This window comes from Nonomuraea maritima (assembly GCF_900100395.1).
GTDB classification, from domain to species: domain Bacteria; phylum Actinomycetota; class Actinomycetes; order Streptosporangiales; family Streptosporangiaceae; genus Nonomuraea; species Nonomuraea maritima.
Window position 1 is genome coordinate 81,231 of record NZ_FNFB01000013.1, and the last position, 18,168, is coordinate 99,398.

Genomic DNA, 18,168 nt, shown 5'->3' on the forward strand with positions numbered 1-18,168 from the left:
TGAGGAGCACACAGTGGTCGAGTTGTGGTTCGTCATCATCGCCTTCCTCTGGACGGGTTACTTCGTTCTGGAGGGCTTCGATTTCGGCGTCGGAATGCTCGCGCCGCTGGTGAGCAGGTCGGCCGCCGAGCACCGCGCCGGCCTGCAGACCATCGGCCCGGTCTGGGACGGCAACGAGGTGTGGCTGATCACCGCGGTCGGGGCCATGTTCGCCGCGTTCCCCGCCTGGTACGCGGGCCTGTTCAGCGCGTACTACCTGCCGATGCTGCTCGTCCTGGTCGGGCTGATCGTGCGCGGCGTCGGCCTGGAGTGGCGCGGCAAGGTGGCCGGCACCTTGTGGTGCGACCTCGGCATCGCGGCCGGCAGCGCGCTGCCCGCGTTCCTGTGGGGCGCGATCTTCGCCCACCTGCTGTTCGGCAGCACGTCCGCGGCGCTGCTCGGCGGCGCGTTCACGCTGACGGTGTGCCTGCTGCACGGCGCGGTCTTCCTGGCGCTGAAGACCACGGGCCAGGTACGCCGCCGCGCCCGCGTCGCCGCGCTGGCCGCGGCCGTGGTGACCGTCCCGGTGGCGGTGGCGGCGCTGTCGGGCCTCGGCACGTTCCCGGCGCTGGCCGCGACGGGGGCGCTGGCGGCGGCCACGGCGCTGATCTGGCGGCGGCGGGAGGGCTGGGCGTTCACGGCGACCGCGGCGGCCGTCGTGCTGACCGCGCTGGCGGTGTTCCTGCAGCTGCGGGTGCGCCCCCTTCCGGGGTTGACGCTGGCCGAGGCCGCCTCGGGGGCGTACACGCTGACGGTGCTGAGCTGGATCGGGCTGGCGACGCTGCCGTTCATCCTGCTCTACCAGGGGTGGTCGTACTGGGTGTTCAGGAAGCGGGTTCAGGTGGCCGGCTGACCGCCCAGGTAGAGGCGGCCGAGCCGGGGGTCGGCCGCCAGCTCGCGCGCGGGCCCGGAGATGTGCACGCGCCCGAGGTCGAGCACGCAGCCGACGTCGGCCATCTCCAGGGCCCTGCGCGCGTTCTGCTCCACCAGCAGCACCGCGACCCCGGCCCGGCGCATGAGGTCGATCTGGTCGAAGACGACCTGCGTGTTGCGCGGGTCGAGCCCCATCGACGGCTCGTCGAGCAGCACCACCGACGGCTCCAGCATGAGCGCGCGGGCGAACTCCACCTGCTTCTGCTGCCCGCCCGACAGCAGCCCCGCCATGCTCCCCCACCGCTCGGCGACGACGGGGAACAGCTCCTTGACGACCTCGATGCGGGCGTCCAGCCGGGCCTGGTCGCGGACGGTGTAACCGCCGAGCCGCACGTTCTCCGCCACCGTCATCTCGCGGAAGACGCTGTGGCCCTGCAGCACGTGGGCCAGGCCGAGGGCGAGCAGCCGCTGCGGCGTGAGGCCGGTCACGTCGCGCCCGGCCAGCATCACCCGGCCGGAGCGGGGCGCGAGCAGGCCGCTCGCGACCTTGAGCGCGGTGGACTTGCCGGCGCCGTTCGGGCCGACCAGGCAGACCACCTCACCCGCGCGCACGGTCACGGACAGGCCGCGCAGCACCGGCGCGGCCCTGCCGTACCCGGCCACGACGCCCTCCAGGGCGAGTACCTGTTCGGCAGCGATCGGACCAGACATCGGATCAGACACCGGATCAGACACCGAGATACGCCTCCAGCACCCGCGGATCCTCGCGCACCACGGACGGCGGGCCCTCCGCGATGGGCGCGCCACGGTCGAAGACGATCACGTGGTCGCACATGCCCATGACCATGTCCATGTTGTGCTCGACCACGAGGAACGTGCGGCCCTCTGCGTTGAGGTCGCGGACGAGCCCCGTGATCCGGTCGATGAGCGCCGGGTTGACCCCGCCGGCGGGCTCGTCGAGCAGCACCAGGTCGGGCTCGGCCATGAGGACGGCGGCCAGCTCCAGCAGCTTCTGCTGCCCGTACGACAGGTCGCGGGCCTCGGCGTCCTCGAGGTGCTCGATGCCCATGCGGCGCAGCCAGTGGCGGGCCCGCTCGACCTCGCCCCTGTCGCGCAGCCCGGCGAGCAGCTCGCGCAGGCCGGTACGGCGCACGGCGACGAGCATGTTCTCCAGCACGGTCAGCCGGGGGAAGACGCGGCACAGCTGGAACGTGCGCCCGATGCCGGCGTGCGCGATGCGGTGCGGCGGCTGCCGGGTGATGTCGCGGTCACGGTAGAGCACGCGCCCGGCGTCCGGCCTGATCATGCCGGTGACGATGTTGAAGAACGTGGTCTTGCCGGAGCCGTTCGGGCCGATGAGACCGTTGATCCGGCCGTCGAGCAGCTCGACCGTGGCGCCGTCGACGGCCCGCACGCCGCCGAACGCCTTGGTCAGCCCGTCCGTGCGCAGCGAGGTCACGGGGTCACCTCATGAAGGCGCTCGCCGGCGCTGCGGTCGGGGATGGACGGCCCCGCGCGCCGGCGGGTGAACCGGGCGAGGATGCCGTCCGGCATGAACAGCACGACGAGGATCAGCACCAGGCCGGTCGCGGTCAGGTGGATCTGCGTCTCGCCGAGCGCGATGAGGAAGTACTCGCCCGCCGGGGCCACGATGAGCGCGCCGAGCAGCGGCCCGTACAGGTGCCGGACGCCGCCGAGCAGGCTCATGAGCACCATGTTCGAGCCGATGAGGATGGAGAAGACGAAGATCGGGTCGAGGCTGCCGAACCAGAGCGCGTAAAGGCCGCCGGCCAGCGCCACGAACAGCGCCGACAGGGCGAACGCCGTCACCTTGTAGGCGGCGGTGGGCACGCCCAGCGACTCGGCCTTGTCCTCGTCCTCCCTGATGGCCAGAAGGCCCGCGCCGAAGCGGGAGCGGGAGACGTACCACCAGGTCAGCAGGGCGAGCGCGAGCAGCGCGAGGAACAGGTAGAAGAACGCCATGTGCGTCTGACCCCGGTGCAGGCCGGGGAACGGCGAGGGCACCTGGAGGCCGGACGACCCGCCGGTCAGCGAGCGCCAGCCCTGCGCGACGAGGTTCGTCATCGACACGAGCGCGATCGACACGATCACGAACGACGCGCCGCGCACCCGGACGGCCGCGACGCCGACCCCGGCGGCCAGCGCCGTGACCAGCGCGGCCGAGACCGGCAGGGCCACCGCCCACGGCACGTCGAGGCGGGTGACGAGCAACCCGGTGCCGTACGCGCCCAGGCCGAAGAACGCCGAGTGGCCGAGCGAGACGTAGCCGGTGAAGCCGCCGAGCAGGTTCCAGGACGTGGCCATGGCGGCGTACATGACGGTCAGGGCGCCGGCGTACACGAGGTAGTAGTTGGGCACCAGCCACGGGTAGCCGAGCGCCAGCGCGGCGATCAGTAACGGGAACGCCCTAGAAGCGATGCGCAAGCCTGCCTCCGAAGAACCCCTGGGGGCGCACGAGCAGCGTCAGGAAGAGGAAGACGTAGAACATCATCGTGGCCCAGGTGGCGTCCACGGTTACCAGCACGACGCCCTCGACCACGCCGAGCAGCACGGCGGCCAGCGCCGCGCCGACCACGCTGCCGAGGCCGCCGACCACGATGACGGCCATGAGCTTGCCGATCCAGACCCAGTGCGAGGCGGGGAAGAACGGCGTGATGAGCGCCAGCACCGCGCCGCCCACGGCGGCGGTGGCCAGGCCCACGCCGAACCCGTACCCGGCGACCCGCTCGGTCGGGATGCCGACCAGGCGGGCGGCCTCGCGGTGCTGGATCGTGGCCCGCAGCGCCCGTCCGAACCGGCTCTTCACCAGCACGGCGAACAGCACCGCGAGCGTCAGCGCGGCGACCGAGAACGCGATGATCTTGTCGTACGGCAGGTGCACGCCGCCGACGGTGAGCGACCTGGTGGCGTAGTCCATGCTGACGGAACGGTAGGAGCCGGTGTAGAAGGTGCCGAGCAGGCCCTCGATGGTCAGCGCGAGCCCGAAGGTGAGCAGCACCGACATCATGGCCAGGTTGTCGGGGGCGAGCCGGGCGACGAGCAGCCGCTGCACGGCCACGCCCAGCGCGAAGAACAGCGGCACGGTCACCGGCAGCGCCAGGAACGGGTCGACCCCGAACGCCGTGTGCGCGGTGTAGGTGAGGTAGGCGGCGAGGAACAGGAACGCCGGATGGGCCACCATGACCACCCGCATGACGCCGAAGTACAGCGACAGGCCGGAGGCGAGCAGGGCGTACAGGCCGCCGGTCAGCACGCCCAGGGCCAGCCCCTGCAGGAGGAGGGTCACCACGCCTGCTTCGGGTAGACGAGGCCGGTGGTCCCCGCCTGCTCGGGCAGGACGATCTCGACCTTGCCGCCCACGTACTGCTGGATCATGTGCGCCTGCTCGGGCCTTCCCTTCTCGTCGAACGACAGCGGGCCGACGACCGTCTGGAAGGTGCCCTGCCGCAGGTGGTCGGTCAGCTTGTCCTGGCACGTCGGGCTCGGGTCGACGCACTGGACGGCGTTCACGGCGGCCTCGACGATCTGGCCGACGGTGTAGCCGTTGGCGGCGTCCTCGTGCGGTTCGCTGCCGAACATCTCGCGGTAGCGCGCCACCATCTCCTGGTTGCCGGGGAAGTCGGCGACGGCCGACCAGCCGACGGGCGAGACGATGTGCTCGGCCGCGTCCTTCACCGCGTCGGGGAACTCCGGCAGCGTCGGCCCGGTCGAGAACGCGGCGAGCTTGGGCTGGACCTTCAGCTCCTGGAGCGCGCGCACGAGGCCGACGGCGTCCTCGAACTGGGTGCCGCCCACGACCACGTCGGGCTTCGCGGCGGCGATCTTGGCGGCGATGGGGGCGAAGTCGGTGGTCTCGGGCGGGTAGACCTCGTCCACGACGGTCTTGATGCCGGCCGCGGCCAGCTTGTCGCGCAGCCCGTACGCGGTGCCCTGGGCGAACGGGTCGTCGAGGCTCGCGTACGCGGCCGTCTTCGGCCGCTGGTCGGCGGGCAGCTTGACGAGGTAGTCGGCCAGATAGTTGTAGTGGTCGTCGGCGATGGCAGGGGCGGCGTAGAACAGGCGGGTGAAGCCCTGCTCGAACACCTCGGCCGCGGCCCCGGCGGGTTCCACGAACAGCATGTCGTACGACTCGGCGACCTTCGCCGCGGGGATCACCAGCCGCGAGGAGAACGGCCCGAAGACCAGGTCGACCTTGTCCTGCGTGATCAGGGACTCGTAGTCGGAGCTGACCCGGTTGGGGTCGGAGGCGTCGTCGCGGAAGATCAGCTCGACCTTCCTGCCGAGCAGGCCGCCCTTGGCGTTCACCCGGTCGGCCCAGACCTGGTAGCCCTCCTGGATGCCCTTGCCCGGCTCGGAGAAGTCGCCGGTGAGCGGGAGCGAGATGCCGATACGCACCGCGCCCTGCTGCTGCCCCGGCGACTGCGCCACGCCGGGTTCGTCGGTCTTCGCGCACGCGGTCAGTCCCAGAGCGCAGAGGGAGATGATCGCCAGGCCCTTGTGCAGTCGTGTCATGGAGGGGACCCCCGTCATGAGAGGCGGAGCGAAAGCGCTTTCGGAAGCGCTTTCGGAAGCGCTTTCGGTTACGATTACACGGGATCCAGCCCCGGACAAGAGGGGGTTCGTGCACCGGATGGCCGAGCGACCTTCCTCTCCCCCACCGCCCCGCCTCGTCGACGTGGCGAAGGCCGCCGGGGTCTCGCTGGCGACGGCCTCGCGGGCGCTGACCGGCAGCAGCGGCGTGAGCGCCGAGGTCGCGGCGCACGTCAGGGCCGTGGCGTCCCAGGTGGGCTACGTGCCCAACAGCCACGCGCGGGCGCTGGCCGGCGGGCAGGCGTCGATGGTGGGGCTGGTCGTCCACGACGTCGGCGACCCGTACTTCGGCGAGATCGCGCGGGGTGTGCTGCGGGAGACCGACCGGCGCGGTTACCTGGCCCTGATCAGCCAGACCGAGCGCGACCCGCGTGCCGAGCTGGCCAGGATCAGGGCGCTGCGGGCGCACCGGGTGACCTCGATCGTGCTGGCCGGGTCGGGGTACGTCGAGCCGGGCACCGAGGCCGACATCGCCGCCGAGGTGCGCTCGGTGACCGCGGCGGGCGGCCGGGTCGCCGTGATCGGCCGCCACCACCTGCCGGTCGACGCGGTGCTGCCCGACAACGCCGCGGGCGCCGCCGCCCTCATGCGTCATCTGCTCGGCCTCGGCCATCGGCGGCTCGGGGTGATCGGCGGGCCGGAGAACCTGACCACGGTCGAGGACCGGCTGGCCGGCCTGCGCACGGCGTACGGGGAGGCGGGGTTCGACTGGCGGGCGGTGCCGGTGGCGTCCGGCGACTTCACCCGCGAGGGCGGCGCGGCCGCGACCGCCCGGCTGATGCGGGCGCACCCCCGGCTCACGGCGGTGGTGGCGCTGAACGACCCGATGGCGGTGGGCGCGCTGTCGTGGCTGCTCAACGCGGGGCGGCGGGTGCCGGATGAGGTCTCGGTGGCGGGCTTCGACGACGTGCCACCGGCGCGCGACGTCTATCCGCCGCTCACCACGATCCGCCTGCCCATGGTCGCCATGGGCAGGCAGGCCCTCGACCTGGTGCTCCGCCCACCGGCCACCCGCCCGAGACGCCGCCGCACCGGCCACGAGCTGGTGGTACGGGCCTCGACGGCCGCCCCTCCGACCCACTGAAGCAGGGGCCTCGACGGCATCCGACCGACACGGAACCCTCCGCACCACGCGATGGCGGTGCCCTGAAATCTCGATTTCGAAAGGGCCGAAATGGGTTTCGGGCTATCCTTCATGCGGATACAGGTCGCCGCCGAGGCGTTCCTGGAGCAGGCCCAGCACGTCGCGCCGGGACAGCACCGTCCAGAGGTCGCCGGCCAGGTGCGGGCCGGTCGCGGCGGCCATCCAGGCGTCGCGGCCCGTCCTGCTGGCGAAGGTCCTGATGGAGAACGCGCCGTCCGGGGTCCGGCAATGTCCCGTACGGACGTCGCCGGGCTCGGCCTGCAGCCGCGGCGCGCAGCCGACCCGGGCGGAGAGCTGCTCGACCGTCAGACCGGCGGTGCCGGGCAGGTGGCCGCCCCCGGAGGAGCAGGCGGCGACGAGCCCGGCCAGCAACACGATCGACGCCAGACGTGGAAATGTCGTCATGTGCGGTGGTACGCAGCCCCGCCGGGCGCGGTTCGAGAACCTGCTAGCTCGGTGTGGGCGTCGGGGTGACGCGGTGATCGGTCAGGTGCAGGTCGCCGTTGAGCGGCCCCTTCAACGCCTCCAGCACCTCCAGCGGGCCGAGCACCGTCCAGCGAGGGCCGACCAGGTGCGGGTTGTACTCCGGCGCCTGGTCCATCCACGCGTCCTTGAGCGTCTCCGTCCTGAAGGTGTTGACGAAGAACTCGCCGTCGGCGGTCTTGCAGTAGCCCGTACGGATGTCGTCGGCCTCCACCTGCATCTTGGGCGTGCAGGCGACCTTGGCCGAGAGCTGCTCGACGGTCAGGGGGGCGGCGTCTGCCGGCTGTTCGTCTCCCGCTGCGACGTAGTCGCCCCAGCCGCCCCCGGAGGAGCAGCCGGCGACCAGCCCGGCCAGCAGCGCGAAAGCGGCCAGACGTGGAAATGTCGTCATGCGCGAAGATACGCACCCCCACCGCCGCAGGTTCAGCGCCGCACGACGCAGCCTCACCCACTCCGGCTCAGCGCAGCACGACGCAGCCCCTCGCCTGGAGGCGGTGCAGGACCTCCGGGTCGCCGTCGAGTTTGTTCCAGCGCAGGTCGAGCTTCTCCAGCGCGGGCAGGTCGCCGAGGCTTTCCGGCAGGTCGCGCAGCCGGTTCTCCCGCAGGTCGAGGTGGGTGAGCCGGGGCGGCAGCGCGCCCGGCAGCTCGCGCAGCAGGTTGCCGCGCAGGTCGAGCACGCGCAGCTCGCCGAGCCCGGCGAGGGAGCCGGGCAGCCGGGCGATCCGGTTGCGCTGCGCGTGCAGCTCGCGCAGCCGCGCGAGACCGCCGATCGTCTCGGGCAGCGCCTCCAGCCGGTTGTGGTAGACCCGCAGCTCCACCAGCGCCCGCATGCCGCCCAGCACGTCGGGCAGTCGCCGGAGCCGGTTGTGGGTGAGGTTGAGGTAGGCCAGCCGGTCGAGCCGTCCGATGGCGTCGGGCACCTCGGTGAACAGGTTGTCGCTGAGGTAGAGGTAGTCGGTGAGCGGCAGGTCGCCGAGCTCCGGCGGGATCTCGGTGAGCCGGTTGTGGCCGAGGTCGAGCATGCGCAGCCGGGTCAGCCCGCCGACGGCGGCGGGGATCTCGGCGAGCGCGTTCTCCGCCAGGTTGAGCGATTCGAGCCGGGCCGACTTCCACAGCGAACCGGGCACGGAGGTCAGCCCGTTGGCGCCGGCCGCGAGGTGCCGCAGGGTCGCGGGCAGCCGGTCGGGCAGGGCGCCGAGCCGGTTGCCGTACAGGAAGAGACTTTCCAGCTGCGGCGGGCAGCGCGGGACCGACGTCAGCTCGTTGCCGTCGAGGTGGAGCGCGCGCAGCGCGGCGAGCGACGAGAGGTCGGGCAGGGCGCGCAGGCGGTTGCCGTCGAGCCGCAGCTCCTCCAGGGAGGCGAGGCCGGCCACCCACGCGGGCACCTCGGCGATCTCGTTCCAGGCCAGGTCGACGACCCGGGTGCCGGCGGGGATCGGGGGGAAGACGGTCAGTCCGTCAGCGGGGGCGCGCACGGCTCCCATGATCGCACGCCCGAGCCGTACGCCAATTCCCTTTTTGTCCGATTCAGGGCGATAGTTGAAGCAGCAACGGGGAGGTGAGAGAACGTTTCTGTTCACCTGGCCCAAGGAGACGGGCGTGGCATTCAAACGCTCTACCAAGGCACCCCGGTCGAAGACCGGCAGCCAGCCGTGGCTGCACCTGAACGGCATGGAGATCCAGGAGTTCGGCACCGTGCGGATGTTCCCGCTCGGCCTCTCGCGGGACGCGCGGGAATACTCCTGCCAGCGGCTCAACCAGATCCTGGCCGACACCCAGATCCTCTACGCGCTCTACAAGAAGCACCACTGGATGATGCGCGGCCCGACGTTCTACCAGCTGCACCTGCTGCTCGACAAGCACGCGGGCGAGCAGCTCGAACTGGTCGACGAGATGGCCGAACGCGTCCAGACGCTGGGCGGTGTCGCCGTCGGCGACCCGAGGCACGTGGCCGAGATGACGGTGATCCCGCGCCCGCCGAACGGCGTGGAAGAGGTGCCCGCGATGCTGTCGCGGCTCGTCGAGTCGCACGAGACCATCCTCATCGCCGCCCACGACGCCGCCTCGCGCACGGCCGAGATGGGCGACGACGGCACCAACGACCTGCTCGTCTCCAGCGTCATCAGGACGAACGAGCTGCAGAGCTGGTTCCTCATCGAGCACCTGGTCGACACGCCGCTGGTCGAGCGGCACGAGAGCTGAGCACCGGAGGCCGGCGCGATCACCGCCCGCTCGTCCGCAGGTGGAACAGCTCGGACGGCGAGATCGGCATGCGGTCGATCGGGATGCCCTCGGCGTCCTCGAGAGCCGAGGCGACGACCGCCGATACGGGGATCACTCCGGCCTCCCCCGCCCCCTTGATCCCGAGGGGGTTGAGCGGTGACGGGGTCTGCAGGTGGGCAGTCTCGACGTGCGGCACCTCGGTGGCGTACGGCATGAGGAAATCCATGAACGAGGCGTTGACCAGCTGACCGTGCTCGTCGTAGACCATGCGCTCGTACAGGGCGCCGCCGACACCCTGGGCCACGCCGCCGTGGATCTGACCCTCGACGATCATCGGGTTGATCAGGTTGCCGCAGTCGTGCACGACGGCGTACCTGACGATCCTGATCTCGGCGGTGTCGGGGTCGGTCTCCACGATCGCGGCGTGCATGCCCGCGGCGAACGTGCAACGGATCGGCGAGTAGAACTCGCGTCCTTCCAGCCCCGGCTCGTCGCCCTCGGCGACGGGCGGCCGGTTCGGGTCGGCGGCCCCGGCGAACTGCGTGGCCCGCGCGGTCTCCTCGTCGAAGGCGTAGCGCAGCGGGTTGGCGAGCACCGCCACCGTGGACAGCGGCATCGACGCCTGCGGCGCGCCGGCCACGTGCACCACCCCCTCGGTGATCTCGAGGTCGGCGGGGTCGGCCTCGAGCGCGTCGGCCGCGACGCGCAGTGCCTTCTCGCGCACCTTCCGGCAGGCGAGCGCGATGGCGTTGCCGCTGACGACGGCCGCCCGCGAGGCGAACGTCCCGACGGCGTAGCCGAGCCGGCGGGTGTCGCCGGTGACCACGCTGACCCGCTCGATCGGCACGCCGAGCTCGGTCGCGGCGATCTGCGCGAAGGCGGTCTCGTGGCCCTGTCCCTGCGAGGTGAGCCCGGTGGAGACGTGCACCTGCCCGTCGGAGGTGATCTGCACGTGCCCGCCCTCGTACGGCCCTGGCCCGGTGCCCTCGACGTAACAGCCGATCCCGATGCCTCGACCGGGAGCTCGCTCGAAGTCGTCCCAGCCGATGAGCTCCTTGAGCATCCGCAGCATGCGCGGGTAGTCGCCGCTGTCGTAGATCAGCGGCCGCCCGTCCTGGAACGTCATCCCCTGGTCGTACGGGAAATCCTCGGGCTGGATGAAGTTGGCCGCGCGGACCTCGGCGCGGTCCTTGCCGAGCCGGCGGGCGATCTTGTCCATCGTCCGCTCCATGCAGAACACGCCCTGCGGGCGTCCGGCCCCTCGGTAGGGGGTGACCTGCACGGTGTTGGTGTAGAGCGAGCTGAACTCGACACGGTAGGCCCCCACCTTGTACGGCCCCAGCAACTGCGTGGACGTGACGATCGGCACGATGATCCCGTACGGGGTGTAGGCGCCGTGGTCGTGCAGGATCGTCACGTCGAGCCCGAGCAGCCGCCCGTCGTCGTCGAACCCGACGCGCACGTGCTGGACCTGCCCGCGCTCGTGGGCGGAGGCGACGAAGTGCTCACGGCGGTCCTCGGTCCACTTGACCTCGCGGCCGAGCGTCATGGCGGCCCACGGCACGAGGATCTCCTCGGGCCACGGGTGCACGATCTTGACGCCGAAGCCGCCCCCCACGTCGGGCGCGATCACCTCGACCTGCGGCAGCGGCACACCGAGCACCGCCGACACCGCCATGCGGACGCTGGTGGAGGTCTGGGTGCTGGAGTAGACGCGCAGGTCGCGGCCGTCCCAGCGGGCGTACACGCCGCGCCCCTCCAGCGGCGTGGCGGCGCTGCGCTCGATGTCGAGCCGGAAGGACAGCGTGTGCGGCGCGGTCTCGATCGCCTCCCGCGCGCCGCGGCCGTCCGGCCCCGGCACCTCCTGGACGAGGTGCGCGCCGACGTTGCCCGGCACGTCGTCGTGCACGAGGTGGACGCCTGAGACTGCCTGCTCCGGGCCGACGACCGGCTTCAGCGGCTCGTAGTCGACCTCGATGCGCGCGCAGACGTCCTCGGCGGCGTACCGGTCGGTCGCGACGACCATGACGACGGGCTCGCCGACGTGCCGGACGACGTCGCGGGCCAGCGGGAGCGCGGTGCGGCCGTGGGTGAGCGCGGGGTGCGGGATCAGCAGGGGCAGCGGCCTGCCGACGCGTTCCGGCAGGTCGTCCCAGGTGTAGATCGCGACGAGCCCTTCGACGTCGAGCGCGGCCGTGACGTCGATGTCGCGGATCCTCGCGTGGGCGTGCGGCGAGCGTACGAACGCCGCGGCCAGCGCGTCGCGCCCCAGGTCGTCGACGTAGCGCCCGCCGCCGGTGAGCAGCCGGTGGTCCTCGCGCCGCTGGACGGGCTCGCCGAACAGCTTCGTCGTCATGACTCCTCCGCCCGCAGCTCGGCGGCCCGGTGGACGGCCTTGACGATGTTCTGGTAGCCGGTGCACCGGCACAGGTTGCCCGAGATGCCCTCCAGCACCTCGTCCTCGGTCGGCGCCGGGTTGTCGGCCAGCAGGGCGGTGACGGTGCACAGGAATCCTGGCGTGCAGAAGCCGCACTGCAGGCCGTGGCACTCGGCGAACGCGCGCTGCACCGGCGACAGCCGTCCGTCGCCCGGCGCGAGGCCCTCGACGGTGGTGATCTTGGAGCCGTCCACGGTGACGGCGAACGTCAGGCACGACCGCACCGGCCGCCCGTCGAGCAGCACCGTGCAGCACCCGCAGACGCCGTGCTCGCAGCCGACATGGGTGCCGGTCAGGCCGAGGTCGTGGCGCAGGCAGTCGGACAGCAGCCGCCGCGCGGGCACCCGCAGCCGCCGGGCGGCCCCGTTCACGGTCACGGTGATCTCGAACCGGGTCTCATCCCGCACGGGCCGCCGCCCCTTCCCGCGCCGCGTCGCGCAGCGCCCGTTCGGCCAGCACGCCCACCAGGTGCCCGCGGTAGGCGGCGGTGGCGTGGATGTCGTCCTCCGGCTCGGCCGCCTCGCGGACGAGCGCCGCCGCGCCGGCCCAGTCGGCCTCGCCCGGCGGCCGGCCCGTGCACGCGGGACCCACGTCGACGACGACGGGGACGGGCCCCACCCCGATGCAGGCGGCGCGGGCCGTGGCGACGCGACCGTCGTCGACGGTGACCACGGCGCAGACGCCGGCCAGCGCGTAGTCGCCGTGCCGGCGCGCGATCTCCAGGAACGCGCTGCCCGTGCCCGGTCGCAGGGCAGGGAAGAACGCGGAGACGGCCAGCTCGCCCGGCTCGATCGCCGGCTCCATGGGCCCGGCGAAGAAACCGGCGGCCGGCACGTCACGGACGGCGACGCCGCCGTCCCACCGGGCGACCCGCACGTGACCGCCGAGGACGGCGAGCACCGCGGGCAGCTCCGCGGCCGGGTCGGCGTGCGCGAGGCTGCCCACGACGGTGCCCCGGTTGCGGATCACCGGGTGGGCGACCAGCTTGAGCGCCCGGGTGAGCAGCGGGTGCGCCCGCGCCCGCTCCGCGTCGGCGTGCCGGACGGTCGCGCCGACGACGACGCCGTCCGCGGTGCGCTCCAGGCGGTCGAGCCCGGCCACCCGGTTGATGTCCACGAGGTCGCTCGGCTCGGCCAGGCGCATGTTGAGCATCGGGATGAGGCTCTGCCCGCCGGCCAGCACCTTCCCGCGCACCTCCGCGAGCGTCCGCAGCGCCTCGCCGAGGTCGCGCGGCGCGTGGTAGGCGAACGGCGGCGGCTTCACCCGGCTCCCTTCCCGGCGGTGCTCTCGACGCTCGCGCCTGGCTCTGGGGTGCGCCTGGAGATGGCGCGCAGCAGGTGGTATCCGCCCAGCACCACGATCGTGCCGAACGCGATGCCCTCCAGCGTGAAGCCGCCGCCGACGAGGTGCGTCACGGGTCCAACGGCGAGGATGATTCCCGCTCCGGTCGGAACCATGTTCACGGGATCGGCGAAGTCGACCCTGTTCTCGATCCAGATCTTGGCGCCGAGCAGCCCGATCATGCCGTAGAGGATCACGGTGACGCCGCCGAGCACGCCGCCCGGGGTCGCGGCGACGAGCGCGCCGAACTTGGGGCAGAGCCCGAACAGGATCGCGATCACGGCCGCGATGTAGTAGGCGGCCGTGGAGTAGACCTTGGTGGCCGCCATGACGCCGATGTTCTCGGCGTACGTGGTGGTGGGCGAGCCGCCGACGGCGCTGGTCACCATGGTGGCCGCGCCGTCGGCCAGCACCGCGCGGCCCACGTACGGGTCGACGTCGGCGCCGGTCATCTCGCCGACGGCCTTGACGTGGCCGATGTTCTCGGCGATGAGCGCGATCACCGCGGGCAGCACGAGCAGCACCGCCGAGGCCCTGAAGTCGGGCGCGTGGAAGTCGGGGATGCCGAACCACGGCGCTTCTGCCACGGCGTCGAGGTTCACCCGGTCGTGCGGGAACGCCGTCGCCACGCAGTACGTGCCCTCGACGGGACACAGGTTGCCGGCCGCGTCACGCAGGTTGGCCCCGGGCAGCACGGAGGTGATCGGGCCGCTCAGGCGGTCGAGCACCCACGACAGCGCGAAGCCGGCGACCAGCCCGACCAGCACCGCGATCCGCCCGACGAACCCCTTGAACAGCACGATGACGAGGAACGTGACGAGCATCGTGACGAGCGCGACCCAGTGGTCCTGCGTCCAGTAGACGTCGGCGACCACGTACGCGAGCCCGAACCCGATGAGCATCACGACCGCGCCGGTGACGACGGGCGGGAAGACGCGGTGGATGATCTGCACGCCCAGGAAGTGGATGGCGAGGCCGGCCAGCGCCAGCACGAACCCGGCGACCAGGATGGCGCCCGTGACGACCGCGTCGGCGCCCGCGGTGTCGCCGCCGGCCACCGCCCTGATGGCGAACACGCCGCCCACGAAGGAGGCGCTGGTGCCGAGGTAGCTCGGCACCTTTCCGTTCACGATGAGCAGGAACAGGATCGTGGCGACCCCGGACATCATCACGGCGACGTTGGGGTCGAGCCCCATCACCAGGGGGAAGACGAACGTCGCCCCGAACATCGCGATGACGTGTTGCGCGCCGAACCCCACCATGCGGGGCCAGCTCAGCCGTTCGTCGGGCCTGACCACCTCACCGGGCGCCAGGTGTTTGCCGTCACCGTGCTTGGTCCACATGTGAGCCCCCTTTGTACCGGGCGGGCCGGCGGACGTTCCGCTGCAAGCGCATGGGCGCCTGCGGGCACATTAGGCTCACTGACACGCGCTTACACGGGCATGTCTTGCCAAATCTAACCCGCCGGTCAGAGAGAACCTCGCGCACGCGCTGATGAGGAACATGTGAGGGATGGCCGGAGACCCCCGCGCACGCGCTGATCACGGGGGTGGGAGATCGCGTACGCGGTGATCACGGGGGTGGGAGAGCGCGTACGGGGTGATCAGGGGCGGGCGGTGGGTTCCGTGGTCGCGGCGGCGTCAGGGGTGGCCGGGAGAGTGTCGCGGCGGCGGGCGGCACGCAGGACGTGGTAGCCGGCCAGGAGGACGATCGTGCCGAGCGCGATGCCGCTGAGCGAGAACGTGCCGGTGATGGGCAGCGCGACCGGCCCGATGGCGCAGATGATCCCGGCCCCGATGGGCACGAGGTTGACCGGCGACGACAGGTTCACCCGGTTCTCGATCCAGATCTTGGCGCCGAGCATGCCGATCATCCCGTACAGGACGGTCGTGACCCCGCCCAGCACGCCGCCGGGAGTGGCCGCGACGAGCGCGCCGAACTTGGGGCAGAGCCCGAACAGGATCGCGATCACGGCCGCGACGTAGTAGGCGGCCGTGGAGTACACCTTGGTGGCCGCCATGACCCCGATGTTCTCGGCGTACGTGGTGGTGGCCGGGCCGCCGACGGCGGTGGACACGACGGTGCCGACGCCGTCGGCCATCACGGCCCGGCCCATGTAGCCGTCGACGTCCGCGCCGGTCATCTCGCCGACGGCCTTGACGTGGCCGACGTTCTCGGCGATCAGCGCGATCACCACGGGCAGCACGAGCACGACGGCCGACGCCTCGAAGACGGGGCCGTGCAGGGAGGGCAGCCCGATCCAGTCGGCCTGCGCCACGGCGTGCAGGTCGACGCGGAAGTGCTCGACCATCTTGCCGCTGTCGTCGGGCGACAGTACGGGGCCGCCGACGAGGTCCCATCCCCACGACAGCAGGAACCCGAAGACGAGGCCGAGCAGGACTCCGATGCGGCCGAGGAAACCGCGGAACAGCCCGACGAACACGAACGTGGCCGCCATCGTCAGCAGCGCCACCCACGGGTCCTTCGGCCAGTAGACGTCGGCGGCGACGTACGCCATGCCGAACCCGATGAGCATCACGACGCCGCCGGTGACGACGGGCGGGAAGACCCTGTGCAGGATGCCGACGCCGAGCCGGTGGATGACGTACCCGCACACCACCAGCGCGACGCCGACGGCGAGCAGCGCGCCCGTCACGGTGGCGTCACCGCCGCCGGCCGCCCGGATCGCGACCACGGCGCCCACGAACGAGGCGCTCGAGCCGACGTAGCTGGGCACCTTCCCCTTGACGAAGAGCAGGAAGAGGATGGTGGCGACGCCGGACATCATCACGGCGAGGTTGGCGTCGAGACCCATGACGAGCGGGAAGACGAAGGTGGCGCCGAACATCGCGATGACGTGCTGGGCGCCGATGCCGACCATCAGGGGCCAGCTCAGCCGCTCGTCCGGCTTGACCACCTCACCGGGCGTCAGGTGCTTCCCGTCGCCGTGCAGCTTCCATCCCAACGCCACGCCACACCTCTGCTGTCTCCCCTGGTCGGGGACATAACCGGACGAATGTTGCAGAGCACAATAAGGGGTGGCAGAAGGTGGTCGATGCGGGGGTCAGCGGACGTCGATCGAGAAGCCCTCGCCGCTGACGACCTGACCTGCCCTGATCTTGGCCGTCTTGCGCAGCTCGACCTCACCGTCGACGAACACCATGCCCGCGGCGACGAGTTGCTTGGCCATCCCGCCGGTCTCGGTGACGCCGCAGTATTTCAGCAGGTCGCACAGCGGGATGAAGTCGGAGCGCAGTTCGAATTCCACGCGACCAACCCTAGACGCTCCTAGATGCCGCGCATCCGCAGCACGTGCAGGGCCAGTGTGAGGTTCAGTCGCAGGTGAGGGTCGCTGGTGAAGGTGCCCAGCATGCGTTCCAGCTTGCCGATGCGGTAGCGCAGGGTGTTGTAGTGGAAGTGCAGGCGGCGGGCGGTCTCGGCGACGTTGAGGTTGGTCTCCAGCAGCACCTGCAGGGTGCGGCGCAGGTCGGCGTGCTCGGCGTCCTCGTCGCCGGCCAGCGGCCCGAGCGTCTCGCGGACGAACGCGTGCAGCTCGTCGGTGTCGTTGACCAGCGACAGCAGCCGGTAGACCCCGAGCTGGTCGAAGTGGGCCACCGCGCCGGGCCCGTGCAGCTGCCGCCCCACCCTGGCCGCCTTGAGCGCCTCCGTGTACGCCTCCGGCAGCGTCTCCACGCCCCGGCTCGGCCGCGAGGTGCCGGTGGAGAACGTGGCGCACGGCACGTCGGCCAGCGCGGCGGCCGCGTCCCTGGCCAGCCGCGCGACGTCGGTGGCGGCGCCCACCACGGCCACCACCTCGTGCGAGAACCCGGCCACGGCGCCGCGTGGGTCGTGCCGCCTGGTCGCCGCCGTCCAGCACGCCACCAGCCGGTCCTGGGCGGCGCGCTCGTCGCCGTCGGGGTCGAGCTCGGCCACCAGGACGGTCACCGGCCGCGCGAGATCCCAGCCGAACGCGGCGGCGCGGGCCGTGACCCGCTCGGTCGCGCCGGCCCGGCCGGTGAGCACGTCGCGCAGGAAGTCGGCGCGGTACTTGCTCTCGACGGCGTTGACGGCCTCCTGCCGGGTGACGACGAGCGCGGCGACGGTGGCCGCCCGTTCGAGGATGCCGACGTCGGCCTCGCCGATCGCGCCGGACGCGCTGTAGGCCACGATCCTTCCGTGGTGGTGCCCGCCCGCCAGCACGGGCGCCGACGCGAACGCCCGCCCCCTCCCGGCGGACGGGCCCGTCCGGCCCTCGCGCGCGATCGCGGTGCGCAGGACGGTCACGTGCTCGGCCGGACCGGCGGTGGCCAGCACCCGGCCGGCGCCGTCGACGGCCGCCACCGCCACCTCGAGCAGCTGCGCCACCTCGGCGGCGACCTCGCCGAGCCCGCCGCCGGCCAGCACCACGTGCACGAGCGCCCGGTGCGCCTCCTCCGCGCGGGCCAGCGCGGCGGCCTGGCGGTTGAGGATGTCGGTCAGCACCTGGTTGAGGATGTCGTCGAAACCGACGTCGTCGGGCAGCAGGATGAGCGGGAACCCGAGCCGGTCGGCCTGCGCGACCATCTCGGCGGGCAGCTCGTCGACGTACCGGCCGAGTTTGATCGCCAGGGCGGCCAGCCCGCGCTCGTCGAGGTCGGTCACCAGCCGTCCGAGCGACTGGGGCGTGTTGCGCAGGGGGTAGCCGGTGGTCAGCAGCAGCTCGTGCGGCTTGACCCAGGCGAGGATGTCGGGCACCTCCATCACGTTGAGCCGCTGCACGACGCGGCCCACCCCGCGTTCCCCCGCGATCAGCCGGGCCCGCGCAAGGGTGGACACGCCGAGCACCTCGCCGACGGACACACCGTGGATGATCGTGCCGGTGCTGGAGAGACGGACGGGCGGCTCCATGGGGGCATTGTGACTCCGAAGCCGTCTGGCAGGAAGAGCCAACCTTCGCGCTCGCTGTTGGCAAAATTCTCCGTACGGAGGGGTTCGCGGTCCGTTCTACGGTCAGGTCCAGGATCGATCAGGAGGTCCG

Annotated in this window: 18 protein-coding genes; 3 read left to right on the plus strand and 15 right to left on the minus strand. The window is 72.0% G+C overall.

Features of this window, described 5'->3' with window-relative positions:
* Window positions 1-13 precede the first annotated feature (13 nt).
* Window positions 14-892, plus strand: coding sequence for a cytochrome d ubiquinol oxidase subunit II (gene cydB, locus BLR04_RS21285; RefSeq protein WP_090768028.1), 879 nt, complete (start codon window positions 14-16; stop codon window positions 890-892).
* On the opposite strand, the gene BLR04_RS21290 is transcribed toward cydB, so the two are convergent.
* The 5 genes from BLR04_RS21290 to BLR04_RS21310 are packed head-to-tail and all read right to left on the minus strand — an operon-like array spanning window position 877 to window position 5,445.
* Window positions 877-1,623 carry an ABC transporter ATP-binding protein gene (locus tag BLR04_RS21290; RefSeq protein ID WP_090768031.1) on the minus strand — a complete coding sequence of 249 codons (747 nt, stop codon included), beginning with the start codon at window positions 1,621-1,623 and terminating at the stop codon, window positions 877-879. The two genes, cydB and BLR04_RS21290, sit on opposite strands and share 16 nt — an antisense overlap.
* A 16-nt stretch (window positions 1,624-1,639) precedes the next feature.
* Window positions 1,640-2,371 carry an ABC transporter ATP-binding protein gene (locus tag BLR04_RS21295; protein WP_090768034.1) on the minus strand — a complete coding sequence of 244 codons (732 nt, stop codon included), beginning with the start codon at window positions 2,369-2,371 and terminating at the stop codon, window positions 1,640-1,642.
* Window positions 2,368-3,357, minus strand: a complete 990-nt coding sequence (locus BLR04_RS21300) for a branched-chain amino acid ABC transporter permease (RefSeq protein ID WP_218129100.1) — start codon at window positions 3,355-3,357, stop codon at window positions 2,368-2,370. Before BLR04_RS21300 ends, BLR04_RS21295 begins: the two co-directional genes overlap by 4 nt.
* The gene (locus BLR04_RS21305; protein ID WP_218129101.1) at window positions 3,341-4,219 is read right to left on the minus strand and encodes a branched-chain amino acid ABC transporter permease; all 879 of its coding nucleotides are present in this window, start codon (window positions 4,217-4,219) and stop codon (window positions 3,341-3,343) included. The genes BLR04_RS21300 and BLR04_RS21305 overlap by 17 nt, the downstream gene beginning before the upstream one ends.
* The gene (locus tag BLR04_RS21310; RefSeq protein ID WP_090768041.1) at window positions 4,216-5,445 is read right to left on the minus strand and encodes an amino acid ABC transporter substrate-binding protein; all 1,230 of its coding nucleotides are present in this window, start codon (window positions 5,443-5,445) and stop codon (window positions 4,216-4,218) included. Before BLR04_RS21310 ends, BLR04_RS21305 begins: the two co-directional genes overlap by 4 nt.
* 118 nt (window positions 5,446-5,563) lie before the next feature.
* Between BLR04_RS21310 and BLR04_RS21315 the strand changes: the two genes are divergently transcribed.
* The gene (locus tag BLR04_RS21315) at window positions 5,564-6,607 is read left to right on the plus strand and encodes a LacI family DNA-binding transcriptional regulator (protein ID WP_090768044.1); all 1,044 of its coding nucleotides are present in this window, start codon (window positions 5,564-5,566) and stop codon (window positions 6,605-6,607) included.
* Window positions 6,608-6,709: 102 nt separating this feature from the next.
* Here the strand turns inward: BLR04_RS21315 and BLR04_RS21320 are convergent, their stop codons facing one another.
* The 3 genes from BLR04_RS21320 to BLR04_RS21330 all read right to left on the minus strand — a co-directional run bounded on the left by BLR04_RS21320 (window position 6,710) and on the right by BLR04_RS21330 (window position 8,634).
* Complete coding sequence (locus BLR04_RS21320) at window positions 6,710-7,072, minus strand: hypothetical protein (protein ID WP_090768047.1); 363 nt, start codon at window positions 7,070-7,072, stop codon at window positions 6,710-6,712.
* Between the two features lie 43 nt (window positions 7,073-7,115).
* A complete protein-coding gene (locus tag BLR04_RS21325) occupies window positions 7,116-7,541 on the minus strand; it encodes a hypothetical protein (RefSeq protein WP_090768050.1) in 426 nt (141 codons plus the stop codon).
* Between the two features lie 67 nt (window positions 7,542-7,608).
* Window positions 7,609-8,634, minus strand: coding sequence for a leucine-rich repeat domain-containing protein (locus tag BLR04_RS21330; RefSeq protein WP_176903211.1), 1,026 nt, complete (start codon window positions 8,632-8,634; stop codon window positions 7,609-7,611).
* Window positions 8,635-8,821: 187 nt separating this feature from the next.
* Here BLR04_RS21330 and BLR04_RS21335 point away from each other — a divergent pair, with 187 nt between their 5' ends.
* A complete protein-coding gene (locus BLR04_RS21335) occupies window positions 8,822-9,352 on the plus strand; it encodes a Dps family protein (protein WP_090768336.1) in 531 nt (176 codons plus the stop codon).
* A 19-nt stretch (window positions 9,353-9,371) separates the two neighbouring features.
* Here the strand turns inward: BLR04_RS21335 and cutA are convergent, their stop codons facing one another.
* From cutA to BLR04_RS21370, 7 genes are all read right to left on the minus strand, one after another.
* On the minus strand, window positions 9,372-11,729 hold the full coding sequence (gene cutA / locus BLR04_RS21340; RefSeq protein WP_090768053.1) for an aerobic carbon-monoxide dehydrogenase large subunit: 2,358 nt from the start codon (window positions 11,727-11,729) through the stop codon (window positions 9,372-9,374).
* Window positions 11,726-12,217 (minus strand): (2Fe-2S)-binding protein, encoded by a 492-nt coding sequence (locus BLR04_RS21345; RefSeq protein ID WP_090768056.1) that lies wholly within the window; start codon window positions 12,215-12,217, stop codon window positions 11,726-11,728. The genes cutA and BLR04_RS21345 overlap by 4 nt, the downstream gene beginning before the upstream one ends.
* The gene (locus BLR04_RS21350; RefSeq protein WP_090768059.1) at window positions 12,207-13,073 is read right to left on the minus strand and encodes an FAD binding domain-containing protein; all 867 of its coding nucleotides are present in this window, start codon (window positions 13,071-13,073) and stop codon (window positions 12,207-12,209) included. The genes BLR04_RS21345 and BLR04_RS21350 overlap by 11 nt, the downstream gene beginning before the upstream one ends.
* A complete protein-coding gene (locus tag BLR04_RS21355) occupies window positions 13,070-14,494 on the minus strand; it encodes a uracil-xanthine permease family protein (RefSeq protein WP_090768063.1) in 1,425 nt (474 codons plus the stop codon). The genes BLR04_RS21350 and BLR04_RS21355 overlap by 4 nt, the downstream gene beginning before the upstream one ends.
* Window positions 14,495-14,754: 260 nt before the next feature.
* The gene (locus BLR04_RS21360; protein WP_090768067.1) at window positions 14,755-16,122 is read right to left on the minus strand and encodes a uracil-xanthine permease family protein; all 1,368 of its coding nucleotides are present in this window, start codon (window positions 16,120-16,122) and stop codon (window positions 14,755-14,757) included.
* Between the two features lie 93 nt (window positions 16,123-16,215).
* The gene (locus BLR04_RS21365) at window positions 16,216-16,419 is read right to left on the minus strand and encodes an RNA-binding S4 domain-containing protein (protein ID WP_090768069.1); all 204 of its coding nucleotides are present in this window, start codon (window positions 16,417-16,419) and stop codon (window positions 16,216-16,218) included.
* Window positions 16,420-16,439: 20 nt separating this feature from the next.
* A complete protein-coding gene (locus tag BLR04_RS21370; RefSeq protein WP_090768072.1) occupies window positions 16,440-18,038 on the minus strand; it encodes a PucR family transcriptional regulator in 1,599 nt (532 codons plus the stop codon).
* Window positions 18,039-18,168 lie beyond the last annotated feature (130 nt).

What these genes read in the sequence shown, in the direction of transcription:
- BLR04_RS21330 (WP_176903211.1), bottom strand. Translation starts at nt 8,634, where the DNA reads ATGGGAGCCGTGCGCGCCCCCGCTGACGGACTGACCGTCTTCCCCCCG.
- BLR04_RS21370 (WP_090768072.1), bottom strand. Translation starts at nt 18,038, where the DNA reads ATGGAGCCGCCCGTCCGTCTCTCCAGCACCGGCACGATCATCCACGGT.
- cutA (WP_090768053.1), bottom strand. Translation starts at nt 11,729, where the DNA reads ATGACGACGAAGCTGTTCGGCGAGCCCGTCCAGCGGCGCGAGGACCAC.
- BLR04_RS21355 (WP_090768063.1), bottom strand. Translation starts at nt 14,494, where the DNA reads ATGTGGACCAAGCACGGTGACGGCAAACACCTGGCGCCCGGTGAGGTG.
- BLR04_RS21290 (WP_090768031.1), bottom strand. Translation starts at nt 1,623, where the DNA reads ATGTCTGGTCCGATCGCTGCCGAACAGGTACTCGCCCTGGAGGGCGTC.
- BLR04_RS21310 (WP_090768041.1), bottom strand. Translation starts at nt 5,445, where the DNA reads ATGACACGACTGCACAAGGGCCTGGCGATCATCTCCCTCTGCGCTCTG.
- BLR04_RS21315 (WP_090768044.1), top strand. Translation starts at nt 5,564, where the DNA reads ATGGCCGAGCGACCTTCCTCTCCCCCACCGCCCCGCCTCGTCGACGTG.
- BLR04_RS21335 (WP_090768336.1), top strand. Translation starts at nt 8,822, where the DNA reads ATGGAGATCCAGGAGTTCGGCACCGTGCGGATGTTCCCGCTCGGCCTC.
- BLR04_RS21325 (WP_090768050.1), bottom strand. Translation starts at nt 7,541, where the DNA reads ATGACGACATTTCCACGTCTGGCCGCTTTCGCGCTGCTGGCCGGGCTG.
- BLR04_RS21320 (WP_090768047.1), bottom strand. Translation starts at nt 7,072, where the DNA reads ATGACGACATTTCCACGTCTGGCGTCGATCGTGTTGCTGGCCGGGCTC.